The following is a 26,009-nucleotide window of genomic DNA, read 5'->3' on the forward strand; positions in this document are numbered from 1 at the left end:
TTTTTAAAAACACTTCCTGTTCGTCGTAAACTAATGGCTGCATTGTTTGTGCTATTAATTACAATTCTTATTATTTCTAACCTAGCTTTTATTAGTGCTAGTTATTGGATTACCCAACAAAGTATTGCTCCTCAAGGGTTAGTGACTTTAGGTAACTTGTATGCAACACCTGCACTCAGTAGTCAACTCTTAACCTCTCAAGAAACAGCTAATGCAGCCTTAGATCAGATGATTGATTATATGCCATTAAAAGGGGCTGCTATTTATAACAATCAAGGTGTTTTACAAACAAGATTTCCTATTATTAAAAAAGCTCCCGACTTTCCTGAGAATGTAGCGGCCTTAAATGATTGGATGATATCGCAGTTTGGTACTAGCTATTCTACTGATTTACGAGGCGAAAATGGTGAGTCTGGCCGATTAGTTCTGCTAGCAAGTAATAGCTTACCCATAGCGTTTTATACAGGAATTATCAGTGCGAGCTTAGGGATATTGGTTATTAGTATTTTGTTGTGGTTACTTTTATCAAAACAGGTTAAACGACATATAACAATTCCTATTCAAGAGCTAGAAGCATTGGCATTACGTGTGACACGTGAAGAAAATTATGCGTTGCGAGTAATCCCCCATAGTCGTGATGAAATCGGTCAATTAGCCACTGCATTCAATACCATGTTAAGTCGTATCGAAGCGCGTGAGCAACTTTTAAAGAGTGCGCGTGATGAGGCAGAAGATCTTGCCTCTGAAATGAGAGAGACAAATAATCAGCTCATCAAAGAGGTAGAGGTTCGTAGTAAGGTAGAGAAAAAATTAACAGGATTTCAAAGCTATTTAAATAATATTATTAACTCAATGCCTTCTGCATTAATTGCGGTTGACGGTGAGTTATACGTAACACAATGGAACCAAGAAGCATCCGCTGTATCAGGTTCAACTTTTGAAGAGGCTATTGATCACCCTGTTTTCTTGGCGTTCCCCCATTTAAGACCTTACACAGAACAATTAAAGCAATGTATTGAATCCAATCAAATTGAAAAAGTTGAAAGAGTCTCTTGGATGCAAGAAGGGAAGGTTTGCCATTATGCCTTAACCTTCTATCCCTTGGCTGGTGAGCACGTTAATGGTGGCGTAATTCGTATTGATGATATTACTGATCGCTTAAATCTACAGGAACTGATGGTGCAATCTGAAAAAATGCTATCCGTTGGTGGGTTAGCAGCAGGGATGGCACACGAAATTAACAACCCATTAGGTGCTATTTTGCACAATGTTCAAAATATCCGTCGACGCTTGTCGCTGACTTTAGATAAAAATCAACAGTTAGCAAATGAGGCCGATATTTCATTAGAACATATTAACCATTATCTAGAACTTAGACAAATTCCCTCATTGTTAGATGGTATTTATCAAGCAGGTAGCCGAGCCTCTAAAATTGTTACACACATGTTATCTTTTAGCCGACGTAGTAAGCGACAATTAGTTTTATCTGATTTGAGTGGCATCATTCGTCAGACTTTAGAGATTGCAGAGGCCGATTTTTATTTAGGTGAGTCAACTGATTTTCAAGACATTAAAATTAAATTGGATTTGGATGATAAATTACCGCAGGTTTATGTGGTCACGAATGAGTTAGAGCAGGTGTTACTCAACCTATTAAAGAACGCGGCTCAAGCCATTTTTATGCGTGGAGAGAGTACTGTAAAAGGGGTAATACAAATACGGCTTTTCCCACAAGACCAATGGGCCGTGATTGAAGTTGAGGATAATGGTATTGGTATGAATGAGGTGACTGCTAAACGGATTTTTGAGCCATTTTTTACAACTAAAGAAATTGGCAAGGGAACAGGGTTAGGTTTGTTTGTTTCGTATTTTATTATTACCAATAACCATAAAGGTGAGTTATTACTGAGATCAAAATTAGGACAGGGTTCTTGTTTTACTTTGCGCTTACCATTAAATAATCCTTTAATTAAGAAGTAGATATGAATAGATTAACAAAAATTTATACAAGGCAAGGTGATGAAGGTCTTACGCGCTTAGCGAGTGGTGAGCGTGTGGCTAAAAATCATCCCCGTATTCAAGCAATTGGCGAAGTGGATATGTTAAATAGCCAGCTCGGTTTATTACTTTCTTATCTTCATGCCGATAAAGCAAAGAGTCTAGAAGATTTAGCCTTACAAATAACGCCCTGTTTACATCGTTTATTTGATGTGGGTGGGGAGCTTTCTATGCCAGAGTATCAGGCTATATCAGAGCAGGATGTGACTTATCTTGAATCATTAATAGATGGTTGGAATGAGCATTTAGCCCACTTAAAAGATTTTATCTTACCAACGGGTTCTATTGCTGCGTCTCAAGCCCATGTGTGCAGAAGCCAAGCAAGAACAGCAGAAAGAAACCTACAGTTATTGCATAAAGATGAACCTTTAAGAAAAGAACTATTAGCGTATTTAAATCGCTTATCTGATTTGTTTTTTGTGTTAGCACGTATGATTAACCAATCACAAAAAGTTACTGAAACTTTATGGCAAGCAGCGCAAAAGAAATAACTAATTGATAGATGGATTTGCAATAAAAAAATATTTAACATGAATTAAATTGAAGTTGTGTATTAAAAAAATGAGTTTGTTTCATTTTGCTTTATTCTAGAGAATAGCGCCGTCTATAAATAGGAGTTTGTTACGATGGCGTTAGCACATAATTTAGGTTTCCCCCGCATAGGGCATGACAGAGAATTAAAAAAAGCACTAGAGTCCTACTGGCAAGGTAATATCGATGAGTCAGCGTTACAAGCCGTTGGTAAAGAGTTAAGACATAAACATTGGCAGATTCAACAAGAAGCAGGTATCGAGTTACTCCCTGTAGGGGATTTTGCTTGGTATGACCATGTATTAACACATTCATTAATGTTCGGTGTGATACCAACACGCCATCAAAATAAAGATAAAACCGTAAGTTTAGATACCTTGTTTGCTATGGCTCGCGGTGTTGCTAAATCAAATTGTCAATGTGGTAGTAGCCATGCTCAAGAAATGACCAAGTGGTTTGATACCAACTATCACTACCTGGTTCCAGAATTCACTAAAGATCAAGTATTTACATTGTCTTGGAATCAATTATTTGATGAAGTAACCGAGGCCAAACAACTGGGTTTCAATATAAAACCAGTTATCATTGGCCCATTAACTTATCTCTGGCTAGGCAAAGAAAAAGAAGCTGATTTTAATAAGTTAGCGTTATTGGAACGCCTACTGCCATTGTACGGAGAGATATTACAACAATTATCTAAGCAAGGGGTAGAGTGGGTACAAATCGATGAGCCTATTTTAGGATTAGATTTACCTCAAGAATGGAAGTCTGCTTTTGAGCGGGCTTACAATATTTTGCAGCGCGAACCGACTAAAAAATTAATTGCTACTTATTTTTCAGGGATAGGCGATAACATAGGGTTAGCCAGCTCATTACCTGTTGACGGCCTGCACGTTGATTTAGTACGTGCCCCTGAACAGTTCCCTAGTATTTTAGACCGTATTCCCTCCTATAAAGTACTTTCATTAGGTGTAGTGAATGGGCGAAATATCTGGAAAGCAGACTTTGAAAAGTGCCTTTCTATCTTACAACAAGCGGATAAGCGATTAGGCGATCGTTTATGGGTTGCACCTTCCTGTTCACTACTGCATACACCAGTTGACTTAACTCGAGAAGATCAACTTGATGAAGAGTTAAAAAGCTGGCTTGCATTTGCTGTTCAAAAATGTAAAGAAATAGCATTGCTTACTAAAGGAATCAATCAACCTAAAGACAATGCGGTTGTCTTAGCTTTACAAGAAAGTACACAGATACAAAAAAATAAAGCAACCTCTACGCGTATACATAATCAATCGGTACAACATCGTTTAGCGCATATCAAACCACAGGATGTGCGGAGAACTTTAGCATTTGCTGAGCGCATTAAATTACAGCATGAAAAGCTAAAATTGCCTTTATTTCCTACAACCACCATTGGCTCTTTCCCCCAAACGTCTGCTATCCGGAGTGCAAGAAGCGACTTCAAAGCAGGGCGGATAGATCAAAAAGCATATCAGCAATTAATGCATCAAGAGATTAATGATGTCATTGATTTTCAAGAAAGGATAGGGTTAGACGTTTTGGTACACGGTGAACCCGAACGTAATGATATGGTTGAATATTTTGCAGAGCAGTTAGAAGGGTATTTATTTACTCGTTTTGGTTGGGTACAAAGTTATGGCTCGCGTTGTGTTAAGCCTGCGATAATCTATGGAGATATTTGGCGCCCCAAAGCAATGACTGTTGATTGGATTTGTTACGCACAAAGTAAGACAAAAAAAGCGATGAAAGGAATGCTAACAGGACCTGTTACGATGTTAATGTGGTCTTTTCCTCGCGAAGATATATCGTCTGAACTACAAGCAAAACAATTGGCTTTAGCTATTCGTGACGAAGTGGTTGATTTAGAAGCATCAGGCATCACTGTGATCCAAATTGATGAGGCTGCTTTTAGAGAGGGGTTACCTTTACGCCGTGAGCGTTGGAAACATTATCTAGACTGGGCCGTTAATGCCTTTAGATTGTGTTCTTCTGGTGTTCGTGATGATACACAAATTCATACGCATATGTGTTATAGCGAATTTAATGATGTCATCAGTGCTATTGCAGCAATGGATGCAGATGTCATTACCATTGAAACGTCCCGTTCACAAATGGAACTATTAGATGCTTTTAGAGTATTTAATTATCCTAATGAAATTGGGCCAGGAGTGTATGACATTCATTCTCCCAGAGTGCCTTCTGTTGATGAAATAGTTTCTTTGCTCAAAAAAGCAGCTGAGCTTATTCCAATAGAGCGTTTATGGGTTAATCCTGATTGTGGTCTAAAAACACGCGCATGGCCGGAAACAGAAGCTGCTTTAGTTAATATGGTAACAGCAGCTAAAGAAATGCGTAAGAAGAAGTAGAAGTATTAAAAAAGCCCTAGAAGGGCTTTTTTTAATTAATCTTTTCAATTTCAAGCAGGCGATCACGACCACCTTCAGCTAAGATATATTTATCTGTTCCTATTTTTAGCAACTGTTGTGGTGCTTTCAAATAATTAAGAATAACTCTTAATTTACCATTAGGTTTTAATAGCAACAAGCGCGCACGGTGAGTAGAGTCTTCAGAAATCCAGAGTCCTTTATCATCACACCTTAAAATACTAGGATAGCGTGTTTTTTTATAGTTTAAAATAATAGGATCAGTGCCATCGTCTGCTAATAGTTTCACACGGCTTTTGTCTTTTTCATTGTAATACTTCTTTCCATCAGGGCAGATCGCCAATGTTTCTGCTTCGTTTAAGCTCGAGCGAATCACTTCCAGTTTTTTAGTTTTTGAGTCATAGCGAAGAATTTGGCTATTTTCTCCTCGGTCTTCTACTGCATAAAGGTATTGGCCATCGACGGTTAATCCTTGAACATTAGTTCCCTCAAAAAGAGTTTGTAATTTACCATCCTTAAAAAAACTAACGGGATAAACGCCGCCTTCTTGGCTAAATACAATACCACCATTAAAGGGGGTTATACCATCTGGTTTATCTAAATCTTTGAATAAAACGGTTCTTGTACCATCAGTAGCGATATGAATAATTCTGCCTTGTTTTTTATTTAGTTCTTCTGCCACTATCAAGCTGCCATCTTGTTGTTTATAAACAGCACTTGCACGTTCAACATCGCTATGAAGTACACGGTATTGCCATTTCTTCGATGCTACAACGGGGTAGTATTGTTGCCATAAAAAGAAACCGACAGTACCTAGCGCTGCGATGATAAAAAAAATAAAGAAGTATTTGATAGAAAGAAATAAGCGAGGTTTGCTATTTAGAAGAGACATCATGAAATACAAAGAACCTAGAAAAGAGAGTAGGGAACAGTATATAGAATCTAGCTGAGAAGTCTATGTTAAGTTTTTAATATATTAGGCGTGTCACAAACGTTTTTATTGCAAGTTATTACTCAGAATACTTGCAATAAAAACTCATCATAACTATAACTGTTTGGCTGATAAAATGATAATCGACTGAACAGGAACATCAGATGATCCCATACGAAGGGTGGTGCGAGTATCGGCAATTTTATCAACTACATCCATGCCAGAAACTACTTTACCAAAGACGGCATAACCAAAATCGCGTTGGCTATGATTTAAATAATCATTATTTTTAATGTTGATAAAAAATTGACTTGTAGCGGAGTTAACATCAAAAGTCCTTGCCATTGCGATGGTGCCACGATCATTACGTAATCCGTTATCTGCCTCATTTTTTATAGAGGGTTGTGTTGGTTTTTGTGTCATATCTTCTGTAAAGCCACCGCCTTGAATCATAAAGTTAGAGATAACACGATGAAAAATAGTGTTGTTATAAAAACCACTATTGACATAATTTAAAAAGTTTTCGACAGAAACAGGGGCTTGTTGAGGGTAAAGTTCAAGCTCAATATCTCCCATATTGGTTGATAGCAATACATGAGGGTTTTCTGGCTTAGCATTTCCTTGGTTAGCCCATGTTGATGTAGAAAGTAAAGTAAAACAACAAATTAAAGAGAATAATATTTTTTTTAACATCATCTGTTCCATTAATAAAAGCGATTGCGGTATCATCTTGTATTGTAATAAGACACCATATTAATATGTTTTACAATGAATTAATATAAATATTAGTAAATTGAGGTTATATGATTACGTTATCCACTTTGCAAAAAAAGAAAACTGAACAAGAAAAAATAGCGATGCTTACTTGCTATGAAGCGAGCTTTGCAACACTACTTGATGAAGCAGGTGTTGATATCTTGTTAATTGGCGATTCGCTAGGTATGACGATACAGGGGCACACCTCAACATTACCTGTTACCTTAGAACAGATGTGCTATCACACAGATGCAGTTGCAAGAGGGGCAAAGAACGCATTTATTTTGGCGGATTTGTCTTTTGGCAGTTATCAACAAAGTAAAGAGCAAGCTTTTGACTCTGCCAGTAAGTTAATGGCGGCAGGTGCTCATATGGTGAAGTTGGAAGGTGGCAGCTGCATGGTTGAAACTACAAGCTTTTTACAAGAACGAGGCATTCCAGTTTGTGCCCATTTAGGGTTAACACCTCAGTCTGTTAATGCATTTGGTGGTTATAAAGTTCAAGGAAAAACCGATGCGGCGGCAAGGCAATTAATTGCGGATGCACAAGCCCATGAGCATGCAGGTGCAAGTATGGTCTTATTAGAGTGTGTCCCCGCGGAGTTGGCGAAAGAAATAACAACGAGTTTAGAGTGTCCTATTATTGGTATTGGCGCAGGCATCTCTTGTGATGGGCAGGTGTTAGTACTTCACGATGCCTTGGGTATTTATGCGGGGAAGTCACCTAAATTCTCTAAAAACTTCATGCAAGGTCAAATAAGCATTCAAGCCGCTGTGGCTGCTTATGTAAAAGAAGTTAAAGAGGGGAGTTTTCCGTCATTGGATCATTCGTTTTAGTATAAACTATCATTAGTTTGTGTAATTATAAAACTATTATTGGACTAGGCAGGGTGTTTTATAATACTCTAATATTCTCTAATAATTAATTTTAATCTTGATGTTGGGATAATAATAATGAATGAAACACTTCCAAACTATACACCAGAAGAGCGCCGTAAAAGAATTTGGGGAATTGTCGGGGCTGCATCTGGCAACCTTGTTGAATGGTTCGATTTCTATATCTATGCAGTTTTTGCTACCTATTTCACTGTTGCATTAACAGGCCCAGCGGAAGGATCAAAAGGTACTTTCTTTGTTTGGGGCGCTTTTGCATTAAGTTTCTTTATGCGCCCTTTAGGAAGTTGGCTATTTGGATGGATTGCCGATAGGTACGGTAGAAAACAATCTATGTTAATTTCTATTGTTATGATGGGGGCAGGATCATTCTGTTTTGCTTTATTACCTACTTATGAGCAAGTAGGTGTTTTAGCACCTGTTTTATTGTTGGTTGTTCGTTTATTCCAAGGGTTATCTGTGGGTGGTGAGTATGGTGCAGTCGCTACTTATATGAGTGAGGTCGCGTTGAGAGGCCGTCGAGGTTTTTACGCATCATTCCAATATGTTACTCTTTCTGGCGGACAGCTATTAGCCAGCTTATTAGGGGTTATTCTTTTAGCCTTTTTATCTAATGAGCAACTTGAACAAGGCGGCTGGCGTATACCCTTTTTTATTGGTGGATTTGCAGCATTAATTTCACTCTGGGTACGTAGAAAATTAGAAGAAACAACGACAGCGGAACAACGAGAGTCAAAAGAATCAGGCAGTTTAATTGCATTATTTAGAGATCACTGGAAACAGTTTTTCTTAGTTGTAGGCTATACAGCGGGCGGTTCATTAGCATTTTATACTATCACTGTTTACTCAAGAAATTATATGATGGGAATAGGGGTTGATCCTAAAGTTGTTGGTTATATTATGACTATAGGATTATTTGTTTTTATGCTAAGCCAGCCTGTATTTGGTGCAATTGGTGATAAAGTAGGTCGTAGAGCCTCTATGTTACTCTTTAGCGCCATTGGTGCAGTCTGTATCTATCCTATTATGGCTTGGGGTATGCCAACGATCAAAGATTCTGCTGTTATGCTAGGGATTTTACTGATTATTATGATGTTTATTTTAAGCTTTTATACTTCCATTGGTGGCTTGGTAAAAGCAGAAATGTTTCCAACAGAGGTTCGTGCTTTAGGTGTTGGGCTATCTTATGCTGTAGGTAATGCACTTTTCGGTGGTACAGCAGTTTCAGTAGCTACAGAGTTTAAGTCAAGAGGACATGTAGAATACTTCTTTATCTATGTGGCTATAATGCTTGTTGTTTGTTTCTTCTGTAGTTTTGCATTACCTAAGAAACCACAATACTTAGAAAATGATCATTAAGCAAAGTTATATAACGTATAAATAGTTAATAAAAAACCCAGTTTATCTGGGTTTTTTATTGGTTGGATATTTGTTGCTGTTAGGCGAAAGGATGACGTAACGTAATGGTTTCATTACGATCTGGGCCTGTTGAAATAACGTCAATTGGGGCATCTACCAACTCACCTAAACGCTTAATATAAGCAATAGCATTAGCTGGAAGCTCTTCTAGTGACTTAGCACCAAAAGTTGATTCTGACCAACCAGGCATTTCCTCATAAACAGGGATTAACCCTAAATAACTATCGGCATCGCTAGGTGCTTCGGTTAATAAATTACCTTGTGCATCTTTATAGCCTGTACAGATCTTAATAGTATCTAAACCATCGAGTACATCGAGTTTCGTTAAGCAGAGTCCTGAAATACTATTAATTTCAATAGAGCGACGTAAAATAACTGCATCGAACCAACCACAACGTCTAGCACGACCTGTGACTGAACCAAACTCATGGCCTTTTTCAGCTAAACGCTCACCAATGTCATCAAATAACTCGGTAGGGAATGGACCCGAACCTACGCGCGTTGTATAGGCTTTGGTAATACCTAGAATATAGTCAAGGTACATAGGGCCAAAACCTGAACCAGTAGCAACACCACCAGCGGTAGTATTCGAGCTTGTGACATAAGGGTATGTGCCGTGGTCAATGTCAAGCAATGCCCCTTGAGCACCTTCGAACATAATGTTTTTGCTTTGACGACGTAATTCATGTAAACGAGCAGTAACATCCATTACCATTGGTTTGATTTGTTCTGCATATTCCATGCATTGCTCAAGGGTTTCTTGAAAGTCGATAGTCTTGGCATGGTAATAGTTTTTGAGTGCAAAGTTATGGTAATCGAGTAGTTCGCCAAGCTTTGCCGCAAATCGTTCACGGTGGAACAAGTCGCCAACTCGTAAACCTCTACGTGCCACTTTATCTTCATAGGCAGGGCCAATACCTCGACCTGTTGTACCGATTTTTGCAGCGCCGCGTGCTGCTTCTCGAGCCTGATCTAAAGCAATATGGTAGGGTAGAATTAATGCACAGGCTGGGCTTATATGTAAGCGATTACGTACATTAATGCCATTTTCTTCAAGCTCTTTAACTTCTTTTAAAAATGCTTCTGGAGAAAGGACAACACCATTACCAATAAGGCATTCTACATTTTGTCGTAAAATGCCTGATGGAATGAGTCTTAAAATTGTTTTTTTACCGTCAATAACAAGTGTATGCCCCGCATTATGACCGCCTTGGTAACGAACAACAGCCGAAGCATCTTCGGTCAGAAGGTCAACAATTTTACCTTTGCCTTCATCGCCCCATTGTGTACCTAGAACAACAACATTCTTACCCATGATTATTTCCCCGCTTCGATTGGCTTAATATGCCAACTATTTTCAATAAATATTAAATGCCGATCACATCCCGTTTCAATAGCATCAGCTAATGTCTGATGAGGGAGTGCTTGAATAACACGTTGATTTTGATTACGTAGCTCGGTGATTTTTTGATGAAGACTTGGTTGGTGATCGTAAGGAGCCCATATCATTGACTGGGGTACACAAAAATCAGCTTCACCTAAGTTAACCAGTGTTTTTAAGTCGGTTGAAAAGCCTGTAGCTGGTCTTGCATGGCCAAAAGCAATCCCTGCACTATCATAGCGACCGCCTTGAGCAATAGACTGTCCCACTTGCGGAATAAATGCAGCAAAAACAATCCCTGTATGGTATTGGTAGCCTCGCAATTCGCCGAGGTCAAAATATAAGGGGATATGTGGGTAACGTACGGCTATTTGCTCAGCGATTTCTGCTAGTTTATCAATGGCTTTTAATATGCTGGCTGGTGCGTCGGCTAGCAGTATTTTTGCTTGATCGATGACTTCTTTTCCACCACAGAGTCTAGTCAATGCTTGAAACATTGTGGCTTCTTTATTGGGCAAATGGCTAGTTAACTCAACAATCTCATCAATAGCTTTACGCTGTAATGCATTAAATAGTTGATGTTCTAGTTCATTTGACAGTTGTGAGGCTTGTGCTAATGTTCTAAAAATAGCGACATGTCCTAAATCCATATGAACATTTTTTATTTGGGCTAAGTTCAATGTTTCTAGCATCAAGCAAATAATTTCAATATCGCTGGCTGTGCTTTTATCACCGTATAACTCAGCTCCTAATTGAATAGGACTGCGGGATGTTGTATGCGCTCTTGGCTTGGTGAGCAGAGTACTCCCTGCGTAACACAAGCGAGCGGGGACTTTTTCTTTCAGCCAATGTGCATCAAGTCTTGTCACTTGTGGCGTAATATCGCTACGAAATCCCAAAAGGCGACCCGATAAAGGGTCAACTGTTTTGAATGTTTGTAGGTCAAGATCCTGTGCCGAGCCTGTTAAGAGTGCATCAATAAATTCAACGTGAGGTGGTATGACAAGATCATAGCCCCAACGATTAAATAAATCTAATATCTGACGGCGTGCTGTTTCAATACAGGCCGCCTCAGCAGGCAATACTTCTTCAATACCATCGGGTAGTAGCCAACGATCTAGCTTTGTCATTTATGTCCTCTGATAGTCACTAGAGTAGACGTAAAAAAGCCGGGCGTTCCCGGCGAAACGTTAATAATAACATGTTTTTTACTTGTCAAGGGAGTTATTGCCCTTTAATTTTGTTAACAATGGCTGTTGTAGAGCTATTTTCAACCAGCCCTAATACATAAACCTCTCCACCATAGGCTTTAACAATGTCTGCACCAACCACTTCGTCTACAGTGTAGTCACCGCCTTTAACTAATACATCTGGTTTAACTGCTTGCAATAGGCGTTCAGGTGTTTCATCGCTAAAAAAAGTAACCCAGTCGACAGCCCCTAAGCCTGCTAATACAGCCATGCGACGATCAACAGTATTAATAGGGCGACCCAAGCCTTTTAGTTTTGTCACAGACGCATCATCGTTGATAGCTACAATTAAACGGCCACCTAAAGACCTAGCTTGTTCTAAGTAGGCTACATGGCCTGCATGTAAAATATCAAAGCAGCCATTAGTGAAAACAATTTTTTCGCCTTGTGCACGCGCATCTTCTACTGCAATCAGTAATTGCTCTAAGGAAACAATACCTTTCCCATTGCCTGTGTCTCGTTGTATGGCTCGGCGTAATTCTGGAGCACTGATACAAGCAGTTCCTAATTTAGCAACAACAATACTGGCGGCTAGGTTTGAAATAGCGACAGCTTCTTCAATCTCTACACCTGAGGCTAAAGAGGCTGCCAAGGTAGAAATGACAGTATCGCCTGCACCAGTTACATCAAAAACTTCATGGGCACGAGCGGGTAAGTGTAGCATTTGCTGATTTTTACGAAGTAGAGTCATGCCATGTTCACCACGGGTAATTAGCAGTGCTTCAAGATCTATGTCTTCAATGAGTCGTTGGGCTTTTTCAATCAGTTGATTTTCATCTTGGCATTTGCCAACAACTGCTTCGAACTCGGAAAGATTGGGGGTAAGTAGGGTGGCTCCACGATAAATACTAAAATCACTACCTTTAGGGTCAACGAGAACAGGAATATGAAGTTGTTTAGCAAGCTGTATAAGTTGTTGATGATTTTGCAAAGTTCCTTTGCCGTAATCAGATAATAGTAATACTTTTACTTGGGGTAATAGATCCATTACATCGGTAGCGAGTGCTTCTTTGTTAACTTCAAACGGTTCTTCAAAATCAACTCGTATTAGTTGTTGATGACGACTCATGACTCGTAGCTTAATGGTCGTTGGCTGACCCACAATACGTTGGAAAAAAGTCTTTACGCCTGCTGAATTTAAGCTGTCAGTTAATGAGTCTGCAGCTTCATCTTCGCCAGTGGCCCCAATAAGCCATGTTTGTGCACCGAGTGCCGCTATATTGAGAGCTACATTGGCAGCACCTCCCGCACGATCTTCACATTGATTAACTTTAACGACAGGGACAGGTGCTTCAGGGGAAATTCGAGAAGTTCCACCATGCCAATAACGATCAAGCATTACGTCACCTACAACTAATACAGAGGCTTGCTCAAAGGGGGGCATGGATAATTTCATTCTTTCTCCTAAATAAAAGGATTGTTGGGTAAATAGCTTATTACGCTAGTTTAAGAATGGCAATATTATATAACAACTGAGAGTTAATGACGAAATTATCTGACTGGTAATGTATACTATTGTTAAATAGATTGATTTAAATAAGCGTAAACTCAAAATGTCTTTAATTAGTTTAATTGATACGTTACTCCCTCAAACACAATGTACTAAATGCGGTCATCAAGGATGTAAACCTTATGCTGAGGCTATTGCACAAGGCGAAGCTATTAATAAATGCCCACCTGGTGGTGAAGAAACGATTAAGGCGTTAGCAGCTTTATTAGATAAACCTGTCGTAGAATTAGCCGAGCCATTTATCCCCGCACAGGTTGCCTTTATACGTGAAGCTGAATGTATTGGTTGTACTAAATGTATTCAAGCGTGTCCTGTGGATGCTATTGTAGGGGCAGCGAAGCTTATGCATACCGTCATTAGTCAAGAATGCACAGGATGTGATTTGTGTGTTACCCCATGCCCTGTTGACTGTATTGATATGGTGTGTTTACCAAAGCAATTGGTGGCGTTAACAGGCGACTCTGTTACTACTGAAGAGGAGCGAGTAATTCGTCAATTAAGAAGAGACCATGCAAGAACTCGGTTTGAGTTCCATAAGTTACGGTTAAAGCGAGAGATTCAGCGTAAACAGGCAGAAAAGAAAGCCCGATTAGAAAAAATATCAACCCAAGGAGCAACTAAAATTTCACCCTCGGTGGTGGTAGAGCAAGTTAAAGCAAAGAAATCAGCGGCGAACATATTAAGTGCAGAGCAAAAACGTTTAAAAATAGAGTTGGCAATGGTTCAAGTTGCTTTTAATAAGGTTGAAAAGCAATTAAAGCAACATAATACGGCAGAGTTGCAGCAGCAATTAGATAAATTGGCGATGAAGCTAGCTGAGGCACAATTAGCTTTTAATCAGTCCTTGGATGTTAAGGGCGAGTAAAGAAGTTTGATCTAGAAGTTAAATAATAATAGTAGATCATCAAGAATTATGATGATCTACAAATTATTTTAAAATAGGTGCTAATTAAAAGCGGAACTGATAACCGGCCTTAACGCCCCAAGGTTGTTCCATTTTACTGCCATTTTCATACGAGGCATTAATAAAGAAGTTATGTTGCTTGGCTACATTAAAGTTAACACCAGCACCATAGCGTTGACGTGTACCAATTTGATCGCTATCTAAACGATTATTATTAACGACAACGCGCCCAGTACCAGAAAACTCTTGAATATGAGAGACTTCGACATAAGGCTCTACGACTACGTTATCATAAGTCATTTTAGTACCAGCAACGATTCCCGCACGGCCATTGAATAGATCCATACTATTGCTCTTTACTTCCATACCGTTGCTAAGTGAGTAGCTTCTACCTCTTAAATGAGAAGCTGTTAATTGTAATTGAGGTTCAATAAACCAAGTTTTTTCAAACGTAAAGCGTTTACCACCCTCAACACTTAAGCCAAGAGCGTTACTAGTGTAATCCCCCTTAACCTTTTGGCCAGAGTTATCGTGATAGCTTATTTTATTTTTCATATGGCCATATTTTGCTACTGTATCTAGATAATAGCCGTTATCAAATATTGCTGTTCCATATAAACCATAAGTTTGTGATTTAATAGAACCATTGGCTCCCTCTTTAAAATCCAAAGTACTGCGAGAGAAACCGGTCATTGCGCCCAGGTAGAAGACTCCACCATCAAAGCTAAAAGCTTTATCTACACCAACTTGTGTTCCATTATATTGTTGCTGATAAGCTCGGCTAGAGTCAGGAGATGCATGAATTTCATGAGAAAGCTGTCTTACCCAAACACCACCTGTACGATTAGTATCTAATCTTAAATCACCCATCCGGTTCATTAAAGATCCCATTTCTTCTTCCCACATACTGGCAGTGGCACTATGCATGCCTACTGCTGCATTAGCGCCTGTTGATAGGGAGTTACCTTGGCTCCCGCCTTTGGCCCCTTCATTCACTAATGTCCAATCATTTCCTTGTTGCTCTAAGCCGTAACGATAAGTACCAATATCTACACTATTTAGGTTAAGTGCAAAACTCCCCATACCGGCTTGGCCAGATTTTACAACGGTTAAGCTATCAGCACTGGTTGGCTCTACTCCTGTATCTTTGATAAAAAGTTTATTGTTACCATTGACGGCACCAGTAACATTAATTAAATCTCCAGTGTCATTAGCCATTTGAGTTTGCATATAATAGTTACCATCACCATTTAAGTTCCCATCAACATTTAAAACATTACCTACGGCGGCGGTGGATGAATTAAACGCATTGGTTAAATAAACGTTACCACTATTTGTTACATCACCTGCTATATTAATTGTTGTAGTGGAGTCATTCCCAACAAGCGCTACATTGCCTGTGTTGGTGATATTACCGGTAATATTGGTTGTCATTGCTCCAGAGGAGTCTTTTTCACCCAAAAGCATACTCCCCTCATTGGAAATATCGCCTGAGTAAGTAATATTATCCCCTAAATTTATAATGCCTTTATTATCAAGTCCGTTGGTAGAGTTAATGTTTGTGTTAGAAGCAATGTTGAGCACATTATTATTATTAACTTGTGTTGAGTAGCTTCCTGTTCCTGATACATTCATTACACCATCATTTTCAAATGTTCCTTCATTAAAATTAAATCCATCGGTTATATTAAGAGTACCTTCATTTTGGAGTGTTGTGTTGAGAAAATCAATATTACCAGTTGCTGTGGTCGTACCTGTATTATTAAAACTGGAGTTGGATAGTATTATATCTCCTGAAACGTTTAAATTTCCTGCATTAGTAATGGTGGCTTGATCAGCATTTACAGAGGATTCTGATTGACAACCATTGGTGGTAGTGCAGGAAGTAATATTCATTGTTCCAGATGCGTTATTTGTAATAGTGGCTCCTGCTGCATTGTTACCAACAATATTCATTGTACTGTTTGAGTTATTGGTAAGGGATACACCCTCTGCACTGTTCTCAATAATATTGATAGTACCCTCTGTGTTAGTAATATCGGCTCCTGTTACCGTGTTACCTATGATGTCCATCGTGGAGCCTGCTCCAGCGTTAGTGATTGTTGCACTGTCAGCTGAGTTTTGTTTGATGAGCATGTAGCCATTATTTGAGTTTGAAATTTGAGCATTATTAGCATAGTTAGAATCAATAAACATGCTAGAGCCATCGTTATTTAAGTGGACACTATCGGCATAGTTTTTGTAGAGTACAACATTGTTTTTAGTAGGGTCTCCATTACCTGTGGTTGCTATCGTTACAAATGAACCATTGCCATCTGATGAAACATTCGCTCCTTCATAAACTCCAACGTTATAGTCATTGCCATCATATACGATATTATTAAATGTACCTGAGGATGTACTTTCACCAGAGGTATATCGCTCACCGTTTACTTCCATGTCAGTAAGACCTGTCTTTGGGTCTACAAAGTAACTTGTACCATTGGTATCTTGTTGAAAGTAAGGATTAGTACCATTGTTATAATAAAAGTCTTGATAATTGCTTCCAGTATTATCGGTTGTTGGCGTAGCATTGCCATAAGCATCTTGGCCTGTAGCAAAGGCATGAGTGGATGTTAGTACCGAAATTACTACTGGTAGTATACTGAACTTTTTGTTAATGCTTTTCATAAATCATTTCCTGAGGAATGAGTAAGTAAAAAATATTTAAAGGTTAGATAACAGACATAAAACTGCTTAAATCAACCCTAACATACAAAAGTCGTATTGAATGTTTTGGATTAGTTAAAATGCTGAATAGTTCTCATTTTTTGTGAAAATATATACAACAAAATATTACGAGTGAATGTAGTATAGGTAAGAAATACCAAAGCTTAATAATTAACGAGTTGTGGTTTAAAAAACCATTTTAGAAGGGTAAATATATTTTTTGATATATCAATACAAGTTATTCGTGTTATTTTATCCATGGAGCAAGAGTGATGAAAATTGATAATAATTAGTTGTTTTAGTGTAAAGATTAAGTAAAATTACTTTTTTAAATTTAAGGATAATTATACAGTTATTCAATTTTATATGGATTTGACTGTAGACTGTAAAGATGACTGATCAACGAGATATTATGCCAACACATCAACAAAATGGAACTAAAAGGAAAAGGGTAATTATAGCAGGGATTGTTACTCTTGTGATTATTATAGGTTGTGTATGGTGGTATAAAACACGGTTATCAGGGCAAGCTACAACAAAACCAGCTGATGATGGAATGTTTAACAGCGGAGCTATTCCCGTCAAAGTTGAAGCGGCTTATAGTGGTAGCTTTGTAAAATATGCAAAAGCTTTAGGAACAGTCAATGCTTATAATACTGTGAGTATTGTTAGCCGTGTGCAAGGTGAGTTAGTAAAAGTATTGTTTACTGAGGGGCAGCAAGTTAAAGAGGGCGATTTATTAGCTGTTATTGACCCAAGACCTTATGAAGCAGCACTTGAACAAGCTAAAGGAACGCTTAAGCAAAATCAGGCACAATTGCAAAATGCAAATTCAGAGTTGGTGCGCTATCAAAAACTTATAAAGCAAGACTCTATTGCTAAACAAACTTATGACTCACAATTAGCATTAGTTCGGCAATATCAAGGTACGGTACTAAGTAGCCAAGCCCAAGTTAAAGATGCTGAGTTAAATCTAGAGTTTACACAAATAAAAGCTCCCATCTCTGGGCGTTTAGGCCTCAGACAAATTGATATAGGCAACTATATTAAAGTGGGGGATACGACGCCATTAATTACGATTACTCAAACACAACCTATTTCAGCGACATTTACACTGCCTGAAACACAGTTACCTGAAGTTGCTAAGCATTTAGCGCAAGGGCAAAGGCTAGTGGTAGAGGCTTGGGATAGTAGTAATACACAGTTATTGGCAACAGGTATTGTGGAAACACTGGACAACCAAATTAATACCAGTACAGGAACTATCTTGGTTAAAGCTCGTTTTGATAACAGTGACCAAATATTATTCCCTAATCAGTTTGTAAATATTAAATTAAAATTAGCAACACTAGAAGACGCATTAATTATCCCTACGGATGCAATTCAGTACGGTAATAAGGGTACGTTTGTTTATGTGGTAAATGGTGACAAAGTACACTTAAACTATATTACGCTAGGCAGTAGTGATACAGATAAAACCGTTGTTTTGAGTGGTTTAAATGTAGGAGATAAGGTTATTTTAGAGGGAACAGATAGGCTACGTGAAAATACTAAGGTAGAGATTATAGGCTCTGTATCAGATCTTTCTGATAAATCAAAAATAGAGACAGCGCCTGTAAGTGAGAAGTAGTAATGAATATTTCTCATCCTTTTATTGTTAGACCGGTCGCTACAACTTTATTAATGATAGCCCTGCTAATCTCTGGGCTTATTGCTTATAAAATGTTACCGGTAGCAGCCTTACCGCAAGTAGATTATCCTACTATTCGAGTGGTGACTTATTATCCAGGGGCAAGCCCTGAAGTGATGACAAGTGCCGTAACAGCGCCTTTAGAGAGACAGTTTGGCCAAATGGCGGGGCTTTCTCAAATGTCATCAACCAGTGCTAATGGTGCATCCATTATCACACTACGCTTTTCTTTAGACACTGATTTAGGTGTGGCCGAACAAGAAGTTCAATCATCTATTAATGCGGCGACCAATGACTTACCGACGAATTTACCTGCACCACCGGTTTACAATAAGGTAAATCCTGGTGATACGCCTATTTTAACCCTAGCAATCACTTCAGATACACTACCTTTACCTACCGTTCGTGATCTAGTTGATACACGCATGGCACAAAAAATAGCACAAATCACTGGGGTAGGGTTGGTCAGTATTGCGGGGGGGCAAAAACCTGCTGTGCGAATCAAAGTCGACCCACAAAAATTAGCGGCCTATGGCATGGGACTAGAGGATGTTAGAACCCTCATCACAACAGCCAATATTAATCAACCTAAAGGAACATTAGATGGTCCAACGCGCCAATCAATGATTGATGCAAATGACCAGCTAACTTCGGTCAAAGCTTATGAAGATTTAATTTTAGGCTATAAAAATGGCGCTATATTAAGATTAGGTGATATAGCAACCGTTAGCCATGGACGTGAAGATGACCGATTGGCAGCGTGGGCTAATCAGAAAGAAACTATTCTATTAAATATTCAACGCCAACCCGATGCCAATGTGATTGAGGTAGTTAATCATATTAAATCCATTTTGCCACAGCTAACAGCTACGTTACCAACAGGGGTTGACGTTAAAGAGCTGACCAATCGTACTGAAACAATTCGTTCTTCTATTGAGGGGGTGCAACATGAAATGTTTCTAGCGATTGCTTTAGTCGTTTTGGTTACTTTCTTGTTTTTACGTAATATTCCTGCAACCATTATTCCCTCTATTGCTGTCCCTCTGTCTATTGTAGGAACCTTTGGGGTAATGTACCTTGCAGACTTTTCTATCAATAACTTAACGTTAATGGCGCTTACTATCGCTACAGGCTTTGTGGTAGATGATGCTATTGTGATGTTGGAAAATATTGCACGGTATATAGAGGAGGGTGATACTCCGTTAGAGGCTGCACTGAAGGGAGCTAAAGAAATTGGTTTTACACTGGTTTCATTGACGCTCTCATTAATTGCTGTACTAATTCCTTTGCTCTTTATGGCCGATGTTGTGGGTAGGTTGTTTAGGGAGTTTGCTATTACCCTAGCTGTAGCTATTTTAATCTCGCTGTTAGTGTCATTAACGCTCACCCCAATGATGTGTGCTAAACTGCTAAGGCATGTGCCTGATGAAAAGCAGGAGGCTTTTTATAAAAAAGCAGGGGCGGTTATTGATTGGCTTATTGAATATTATGGTAAGGGATTAACCTTTGTATTACGCCACCAAATAGCTACTTTATTGGTAGCGGTTGCAACCTTTGTTTTAACCGTTGTACTTTATATTGTGATCCCTAAAGGTTTTTTCCCTGAACAAGATACTGGGGTGATTCAGGGAATTTCAGAAGCCTCCCAAAATATTTCTTTTAAGGCGATGGCCGAAAGACAACAAAAATTAGTGGATGTGATTCTTGAAAATCCGAATGTAGTTAGTTTATCGTCCTATATTGGTGTTGATGGCGATAATACCACCTTAAATAGCGGACGCATTCTCATTAATTTAAAACCTCATGATGCGCGTAGTGCAACAGCATCACAAGTGATTGCTGAACTACAGCCAGAGCTTGCTAAAGTAATGGGCATTCATCTTTATATGCAACCTATTCAAGATTTAAGCATAGAAGATAAAGTTAGCCGTACCCAATACCAGTTTACTTTGAACTCACCTGATGAAGACTTGTTAAGAGAGTGGACACCACGACTAATCACTGCTCTAAATAATCAGCCAGAACTGGTTGATGTAACCAGTGATTTGCAAAATAAAGGTTTACAAGCCTATTTGAATATAGATCGTGATATGGCGAGCCGTTTAGGCATTAAAGTTTCAGATATTATGGACACGCTCTATAATGCGTATGGTCAACGACAAATATCCACTATTTTTACTCAAGCGAATCAATACCGTATTGTATTAGAAGCTAATAATGTGATGACTGATGGCATTGATGCATTAAACAACCTATACGTTGTAACGACTTCAGGTGAGAAGATTCCATTAACTAATTTAGTGAAGATAGAACAAAGGCCTGCTTCATTAACCATTAATCATATTGCTCAGTTTCCTGCGGTAACCTTATCATTTAACTTAGCACAAGGTGTTTCTATTGGTGAGGCAGTTGATATTATTAGCCAAGTGAAGGCAGACCTTAATTTACCATCCTCTATTGAGATGAGTTTTCAAGGGGTGGCAGAGGCTTTTAAGGCATCATTATCAAGTACATTATTCTTAATCTTAGCAGCTATTGTAACGATGTACATAGTGTTGGGTATTTTGTATGAAAGTTATATTCACCCTATTACTATCTTGTCAACATTGCCTTCGGCTGCGGTAGGGGCCTTATTGGCGTTAATGATCAGTGGTAACGAGCTTGGGTTGATTGCGATTATTGGTATTATACTACTGATTGGTATTGTGAAGAAAAATGCCATTATGATGATTGACTTTGCTTTAGAGGCTGAGCGTCATCAAGGGTTAACGGCTGATAAAGCTATTTATCAAGCGGCTTTACTCCGTTTCCGTCCCATTTTAATGACCACCTTAGCGGCATTATTTGGTGCTATTCCATTAATGTTTGCGACAGGTTCAGGTGCTGAGTTACGTCAACCACTCGGTTACGCAATGGTGGGGGGATTATTATTAAGTCAGTTATTAACACTGTTTACGACACCTGTTATCTATTTATTCTTTGATCGTCTGTCGCTTAATACACATCCTAAAAAAATGACTAGGGTTTAATACTCGTTATGAATATTTCAGCCCCATTTATTTTTAGATCAGTGACAACCATCCTGTGTAATATTGCAATATTACTACTAGGGCTTTTGTGTTTTCGCCTTTTACCTGTTGCTCCGCTACCTGATATTGATTTACCTGTTATTACTGTTTCTGCTTCATTACCGGGTGGTAGCCCCGAGGTAATGGCGGCAACAGTTGCAACACCGCTTGAGCGTGCGTTTGGTAGTATCTCGGGTTTACAAGAGATGAACTCCAGCAGTAGCCAGGGTTCTACACGCATTATGTTAGTATTTGACTTTAATAAAAATATTGATGATGCTGCACGTGAGGTACAGGCTGCTATTAATGCGGCAAGGGCTTTATTACCCAGTGGAATGCCTAATAACCCAACGTATCGTAAAGTGAACTCAGCCCAAGCGCCTATCATGTTAATCACCATGACATCTGATGTGTTAACAAAGGGACAGTTATATGATCTGGCATCAACTATTGCTGCCCAAAAAATAGCTCAATCACCAGGTGTCGGTGATGTTCAAGTGGGGGGAAGCTCTTTACCCGCAGTACGGATTGAGCTAGAACCTAAAATGTTATCGCACTATAACATTTCATTATCTGAGGTGCGTGAGGCAATTACAGGCTCTAATTTACGAAAGCCTAAAGGATTTGTAGAAAACGCACAGTATCAGTGGCAAATTACAGCGAATGATCAATTAACAAAAGCGGATCAATATAAACCACTTGTTATTCGTTATGATAATGGTGCGGCCATTAGATTACAGGATGTAGCGAGAGTCTATGACGATGTGGAAAATAGATACAATGCAGGCTTCTCTAATAATCAAGAAGCGGTGCTTCTCATTATAAGTAAGCAATCTGGTGCTAATATTATTGAGACGATTAAAGGGGTAAAAGACTCCATTCCTATGTTGGAAGCCGTTATGCCTTCAAGCGTATCTTTAGATATTGCCATGGATCGCTCTATCGGTATTCAAGCAACCCTCACGGACGCAGAACATACATTAGTGATCGCCGTTATATTAGTTATTTTGGTTGTGCTGTTATTTTTAGGGCAGTGGCGTGCAGCACTCATTCCTGCGCTAGCTGTACCTGTATCCATTATTGGTACTTTTGCTGTTATGTATTTGCTTGGCTTTTCATTAAATAATCTTTCGTTAATGGCATTAATTGTTGCCGCAGGTTTGGTTGTGGATGATGCTATTGTTGTGCTTGAAAATATTGCGCGCTACATAGAAGAGGGAATGAGCCCGATAAAAGCGGCACTAAGAGGAACAAGGGAGGTTGGTTTTACTCTTATTTCGATGAACGTCTCACTGGTGGCTGTATTTCTGGCATTGTTGTTTGCAGGCGGGATCATTTCTAAGCTATTTAAAGAGTTTGCTATTACCTTATCGGTAACTATCGTTATTTCGTTACTGGTGTCGTTAACACTCACTCCCATGCTTTGTTCACGTTGGCTTAAAAGGCAAAATGTTGCAGACAACGCAAATGCTTGGCAAAGAGGGTTTAACCGTTTTTTTGCAAAAGTTACTCAAGGCTATCGCGTAAGTTTAGGTTGGGCTTTAAAACATTCACGACTCACGTTAATGATTTTATTCATTACCATTGGGGTGAATGTTTATTTATATGTAGCCATTTCAAAAACATTTCTTCCCCAACAAGATACCGGTGTGCTATGGGGCTTTATACGTGGTGATGATGCAACATCGTTTCAAGTAATGCAGCCTAAAATTGACCAAGTTCGCCGCTATTTATTGACTGACCCAGCGGTTGAAAACGTAGCAGGCTTTATCGGTGGAGGAAGTGTCAATAATGCCATGATGATTATTCGCTTAAAGCCAAAGTCTGAAAGAACAGAAGGAGCACAAGACATTATTAATCGATTAAGAGATAATGCTCCCAAAGTGCCTGGAACAAGAATCTTTTTAATGGCAGTACAGGATATTCAACTGAACAACCGTCAGGATCAAAGCTCTGATTCTGAGTATCAGTTGCTCGCGGATGATTTAGATTTACTACGAAAATGGACGATAAAAGTAGCGGATACTTTTAGAAAAATACCACAGATAACCAATGTTGATGCTGATGATAATCAAGGGGCACAACAAATTTCTCTCGTCATTGACCGCGAAAAAGCTAAACGACTAAAAATCAACATGAGTGATGTGATGGATGTGCTCAATAACTCATTTAGCCAACGACAAATATCCACTATCTTTAATAGTCTAAATCAATACCGTGTTGTGATGGAAGTTAATCCTAAATATGCGCAGTACCCCGACATGTTGAAAGATTTATATGTGATTACAGATGATGGCGAGCGTGTACCACTTTCTACTTTTACAAAGTATGACTATGGCCTAGAAAAAGATAAGGTCAAACATGAGGGACAATTTGCATCTTCTTATATCTCTTTTGATTTAGCCACAGGTGTTAACTTAGATGAAGCTACTGTAGCAGTCGATAAAGCTATTTCAGAGCTGAATATACCAAAAGAAATTCAAGCCAAAATGGGGGGCACTGGGAGTGCATTCCAAAGCTCGATGGCTGGACAGCCCATTATGATTTTAATGGCATTGGTGATTGTGTACATCGTTTTAGGTATTTTATATGAGAGTTATATTCACCCATTAACCATATTATCAACGCTCCCTTCTGCAGGGGTAGGTGCATTATTGGCATTAATGATGCTCAATACCCCCTTTAGCTTAATCTCATTATTGGGTTTATTCTTATTGATTGGTATTGTGAAGAAAAATGCTATTTTAATGATCGACCTTGCGCTACAGTTTGAGCGTGAAAAGGCTATGGATTCACGCACGGCTATACAAGAAGCCAGTATATTGCGTTTTAGACCTATCCTAATGACTACTGTTGCTGCTATTTTGGGGGCAGTTCCTTTAATGATCGGTGGTGCAGAAGGGGCTGAAATGCGTCAACCATTAGGTATTACTATTGTCGGGGGATTGATTTTAAGTCAGTTGCTAACACTGTATACAACCCCTGTAGTTTATCTTTATTTTGACCGTTTAAGCCATTGGTTCAAAAATCGCCGTGTTAAAAAAAATACTCGAACTGATTCAGGAAAAACACTATGAATCATAAATTATATTTAAAAACATTATCTATTGCTTTGATTGGTCTATTATCAAGTTGTGCTATTGGGCCAGACTATCAAAAACCTAATACTATTCAAACCGCAGATTTTAAAGAAGGTGGGGGGTGGAAGTTAGCTACCCCAAAAATAGGAATCATGCCTGAAAAGTGGTGGTCACTTTATGAAGATAATGAACTTAATCAACTGCAAGAGCGGTTATTAGGTGCAAATCAAAACTTGGCTCAGTATGAAGCGAAATACCGTCAAGCTTTAGCTTTGGTTAAAGGGGCAAGGGCGGCTTATTTTCCAACAATTACGGCCGATGTTAATGCCAAAAAGAGCCAGCAAGGCAAAGGTAGTTCGGTAACGAAAACCTATGATATAGGCCCATCGGCTTCTTGGGAAATAGACGTTTGGGGTAAAATTCGCCGTCAAGTCGAATCAGCTAATGCCGATGCCCAAGCTAGCTTTGCTGATTTAGCGGCTGCTAAACTAAGTTTACAATCAGAATTAGCACAAACGTATTTTCAGCTAAGAATAATGGATATTCAGCAAAAACTGTTAGATGATACCGTGTTAGCTTATCAGAAATCACTAACGCTCACTGAAAACCAATATAATGCTGGGCTTGTTGTTAAATCAGATATGACGCAAGCTAAAACACAATTAAAATCAACCCAAGCTCAAGCTATTGATATTAAATACCAACGTGCACAGTTAGAGCATGCGATTGCTATATTAATCGGTGAAGCACCTGCTAATTTCTCGATTAAACCTACTTATATTGTGCCTGAGCTTCCTGGCATCCCTAGTATTTTACCTTCTCAGTTATTAGAGCGCCGACCAGATATCGCAGGGGCAGAGCAACAAGTGATCTCAGCCAATGCACAAATTGGTGTAGCTAAGGCAGCATGGTTTCCAGATCTCACACTGTCAGCGGGGGCAGGTTATAGTAGTAATAGTTTTAGCCATTGGGTAGAAAGCCCAAATCGCTATTGGTCATTAGGACCACAGTTTGCAATGACATTATTTGATGGCGGGTTAATAAGCTCTCGTTATACACAGGCTGAAGCCGTATATGATGAAAAAGTCGCTAATTATCGTCAAACTGTACTAAATGGTTTTAAAGAAGTTGAAGATTATCTTATTCAGCTCTCTACATTACAACAGGAAGCGGTTGTTCAGCAAGAGGCGGTTGATTCTGCGAAAGAATCATTACGCTTAATTACCAATCAATACGAGGCAGGTCTTATTGATTATTTAAATGTTGCTTCAACACAAACATCAGCACTAACCACGGAGCGTACACAGATTACATTATTAGGTAATCAATTAACCACCAGTGTTAAGCTAATTGCAGCCATCGGTGGGGGATGGACAACCGCTGAATTAGATAAAGACTAGTTATCTGGCTTTTATCAGAAAAGA

The 26,009-nt window shown here is 39.0% G+C and carries 16 protein-coding genes; 10 read left to right on the forward strand and 6 right to left on the reverse strand.

What is annotated here, in order from left to right:
* Positions 1-33: 33 nt before the first annotated feature.
* The 3 genes from DM558_RS04180 to metE all read left to right on the forward strand — a co-directional run bounded on the left by DM558_RS04180 (position 34) and on the right by metE (position 4,976).
* Positions 34-1,980, forward strand: coding sequence for a sensor histidine kinase (locus tag DM558_RS04180; RefSeq protein ID WP_127164808.1), 1,947 nt, complete (start codon positions 34-36; stop codon positions 1,978-1,980).
* 2 nt (positions 1,981-1,982) lie between these two features.
* Positions 1,983-2,549: a cob(I)yrinic acid a,c-diamide adenosyltransferase gene (locus DM558_RS04185; RefSeq protein WP_127162183.1), complete on the forward strand. Its 567-nt coding sequence runs from the start codon at positions 1,983-1,985 to the stop codon at positions 2,547-2,549.
* 135 nt (positions 2,550-2,684) lie between these two features.
* Entirely contained in the window at positions 2,685-4,976 is a 2,292-nt protein-coding gene (metE, locus tag DM558_RS04190; RefSeq protein WP_127162184.1) for a 5-methyltetrahydropteroyltriglutamate--homocysteine S-methyltransferase, read from the forward strand.
* A gap of 31 nt (positions 4,977-5,007) precedes the next feature.
* Here the strand turns inward: metE and DM558_RS04195 are convergent, their stop codons facing one another.
* Positions 5,008-5,889 (reverse strand): YncE family protein, encoded by an 882-nt coding sequence (locus DM558_RS04195; RefSeq protein WP_127162185.1) that lies wholly within the window; start codon positions 5,887-5,889, stop codon positions 5,008-5,010.
* 150 nt (positions 5,890-6,039) lie between these two features.
* Positions 6,040-6,618, reverse strand: a complete 579-nt coding sequence (locus DM558_RS04200; RefSeq protein ID WP_127164809.1) for a peptidylprolyl isomerase — start codon at positions 6,616-6,618, stop codon at positions 6,040-6,042.
* A 110-nt stretch (positions 6,619-6,728) separates the two neighbouring features.
* Here DM558_RS04200 and panB point away from each other — a divergent pair, with 110 nt between their 5' ends.
* Positions 6,729-7,517 carry a 3-methyl-2-oxobutanoate hydroxymethyltransferase gene (panB, locus tag DM558_RS04205; RefSeq protein ID WP_127162186.1) on the forward strand — a complete coding sequence of 263 codons (789 nt, stop codon included), beginning with the start codon at positions 6,729-6,731 and terminating at the stop codon, positions 7,515-7,517.
* Between the two features lie 111 nt (positions 7,518-7,628).
* Entirely contained in the window at positions 7,629-8,933 is a 1,305-nt protein-coding gene (locus DM558_RS04210) for an MFS transporter (RefSeq protein WP_407644304.1), read from the forward strand.
* A gap of 79 nt (positions 8,934-9,012) precedes the next feature.
* On the opposite strand, the gene DM558_RS04215 is transcribed toward DM558_RS04210, so the two are convergent.
* The 3 genes from DM558_RS04215 to hldE form a co-directional block, all read right to left on the reverse strand.
* On the reverse strand, positions 9,013-10,308 hold the full coding sequence (locus DM558_RS04215; RefSeq protein WP_127162187.1) for an adenylosuccinate synthase: 1,296 nt from the start codon (positions 10,306-10,308) through the stop codon (positions 9,013-9,015).
* 2 nt (positions 10,309-10,310) lie between these two features.
* Positions 10,311-11,504: an ATP phosphoribosyltransferase regulatory subunit gene (locus DM558_RS04220; protein WP_127162188.1), complete on the reverse strand. Its 1,194-nt coding sequence runs from the start codon at positions 11,502-11,504 to the stop codon at positions 10,311-10,313.
* 94 nt (positions 11,505-11,598) lie between these two features.
* The gene (hldE, locus tag DM558_RS04225) at positions 11,599-13,020 is read right to left on the reverse strand and encodes a bifunctional D-glycero-beta-D-manno-heptose-7-phosphate kinase/D-glycero-beta-D-manno-heptose 1-phosphate adenylyltransferase HldE (RefSeq protein ID WP_127162189.1); all 1,422 of its coding nucleotides are present in this window, start codon (positions 13,018-13,020) and stop codon (positions 11,599-11,601) included.
* A gap of 157 nt (positions 13,021-13,177) precedes the next feature.
* Between hldE and DM558_RS04230 the strand changes: the two genes are divergently transcribed.
* A complete protein-coding gene (locus tag DM558_RS04230; RefSeq protein ID WP_127162190.1) occupies positions 13,178-13,999 on the forward strand; it encodes an RnfABCDGE type electron transport complex subunit B in 822 nt (273 codons plus the stop codon).
* A gap of 84 nt (positions 14,000-14,083) precedes the next feature.
* Here DM558_RS04230 and DM558_RS04235 read toward each other — a convergent pair whose 3' ends face one another.
* Complete coding sequence (locus DM558_RS04235) at positions 14,084-16,708, reverse strand: autotransporter outer membrane beta-barrel domain-containing protein (RefSeq protein ID WP_127162191.1); 2,625 nt, start codon at positions 16,706-16,708, stop codon at positions 14,084-14,086.
* A 430-nt stretch (positions 16,709-17,138) separates the two neighbouring features.
* Between DM558_RS04235 and DM558_RS04240 the strand changes: the two genes are divergently transcribed.
* From DM558_RS04240 to DM558_RS04255, 4 genes are read left to right on the forward strand one after another with little or no spacing between them, the layout of a single operon-like run.
* On the forward strand, positions 17,139-18,377 hold the full coding sequence (locus tag DM558_RS04240) for an MdtA/MuxA family multidrug efflux RND transporter periplasmic adaptor subunit (RefSeq protein WP_109702632.1): 1,239 nt from the start codon (positions 17,139-17,141) through the stop codon (positions 18,375-18,377).
* Positions 18,378-18,379: 2 nt separating this feature from the next.
* Complete coding sequence (locus tag DM558_RS04245; protein WP_127162192.1) at positions 18,380-21,466, forward strand: MdtB/MuxB family multidrug efflux RND transporter permease subunit; 3,087 nt, start codon at positions 18,380-18,382, stop codon at positions 21,464-21,466.
* Positions 21,467-21,474: 8 nt separating this feature from the next.
* On the forward strand, positions 21,475-24,582 hold the full coding sequence (locus DM558_RS04250; RefSeq protein ID WP_109702634.1) for an efflux RND transporter permease subunit: 3,108 nt from the start codon (positions 21,475-21,477) through the stop codon (positions 24,580-24,582).
* Positions 24,579-25,985 (forward strand): efflux transporter outer membrane subunit, encoded by a 1,407-nt coding sequence (locus DM558_RS04255; RefSeq protein ID WP_127162193.1) that lies wholly within the window; start codon positions 24,579-24,581, stop codon positions 25,983-25,985. The genes DM558_RS04250 and DM558_RS04255 overlap by 4 nt, the downstream gene beginning before the upstream one ends.
* The last annotated feature ends 24 nt before the right edge of the window (positions 25,986-26,009 follow it).

The organism is Entomomonas moraniae (assembly GCF_003991975.1).
Lineage (GTDB): Bacteria > Pseudomonadota > Gammaproteobacteria > Pseudomonadales > Pseudomonadaceae > Entomomonas > Entomomonas moraniae.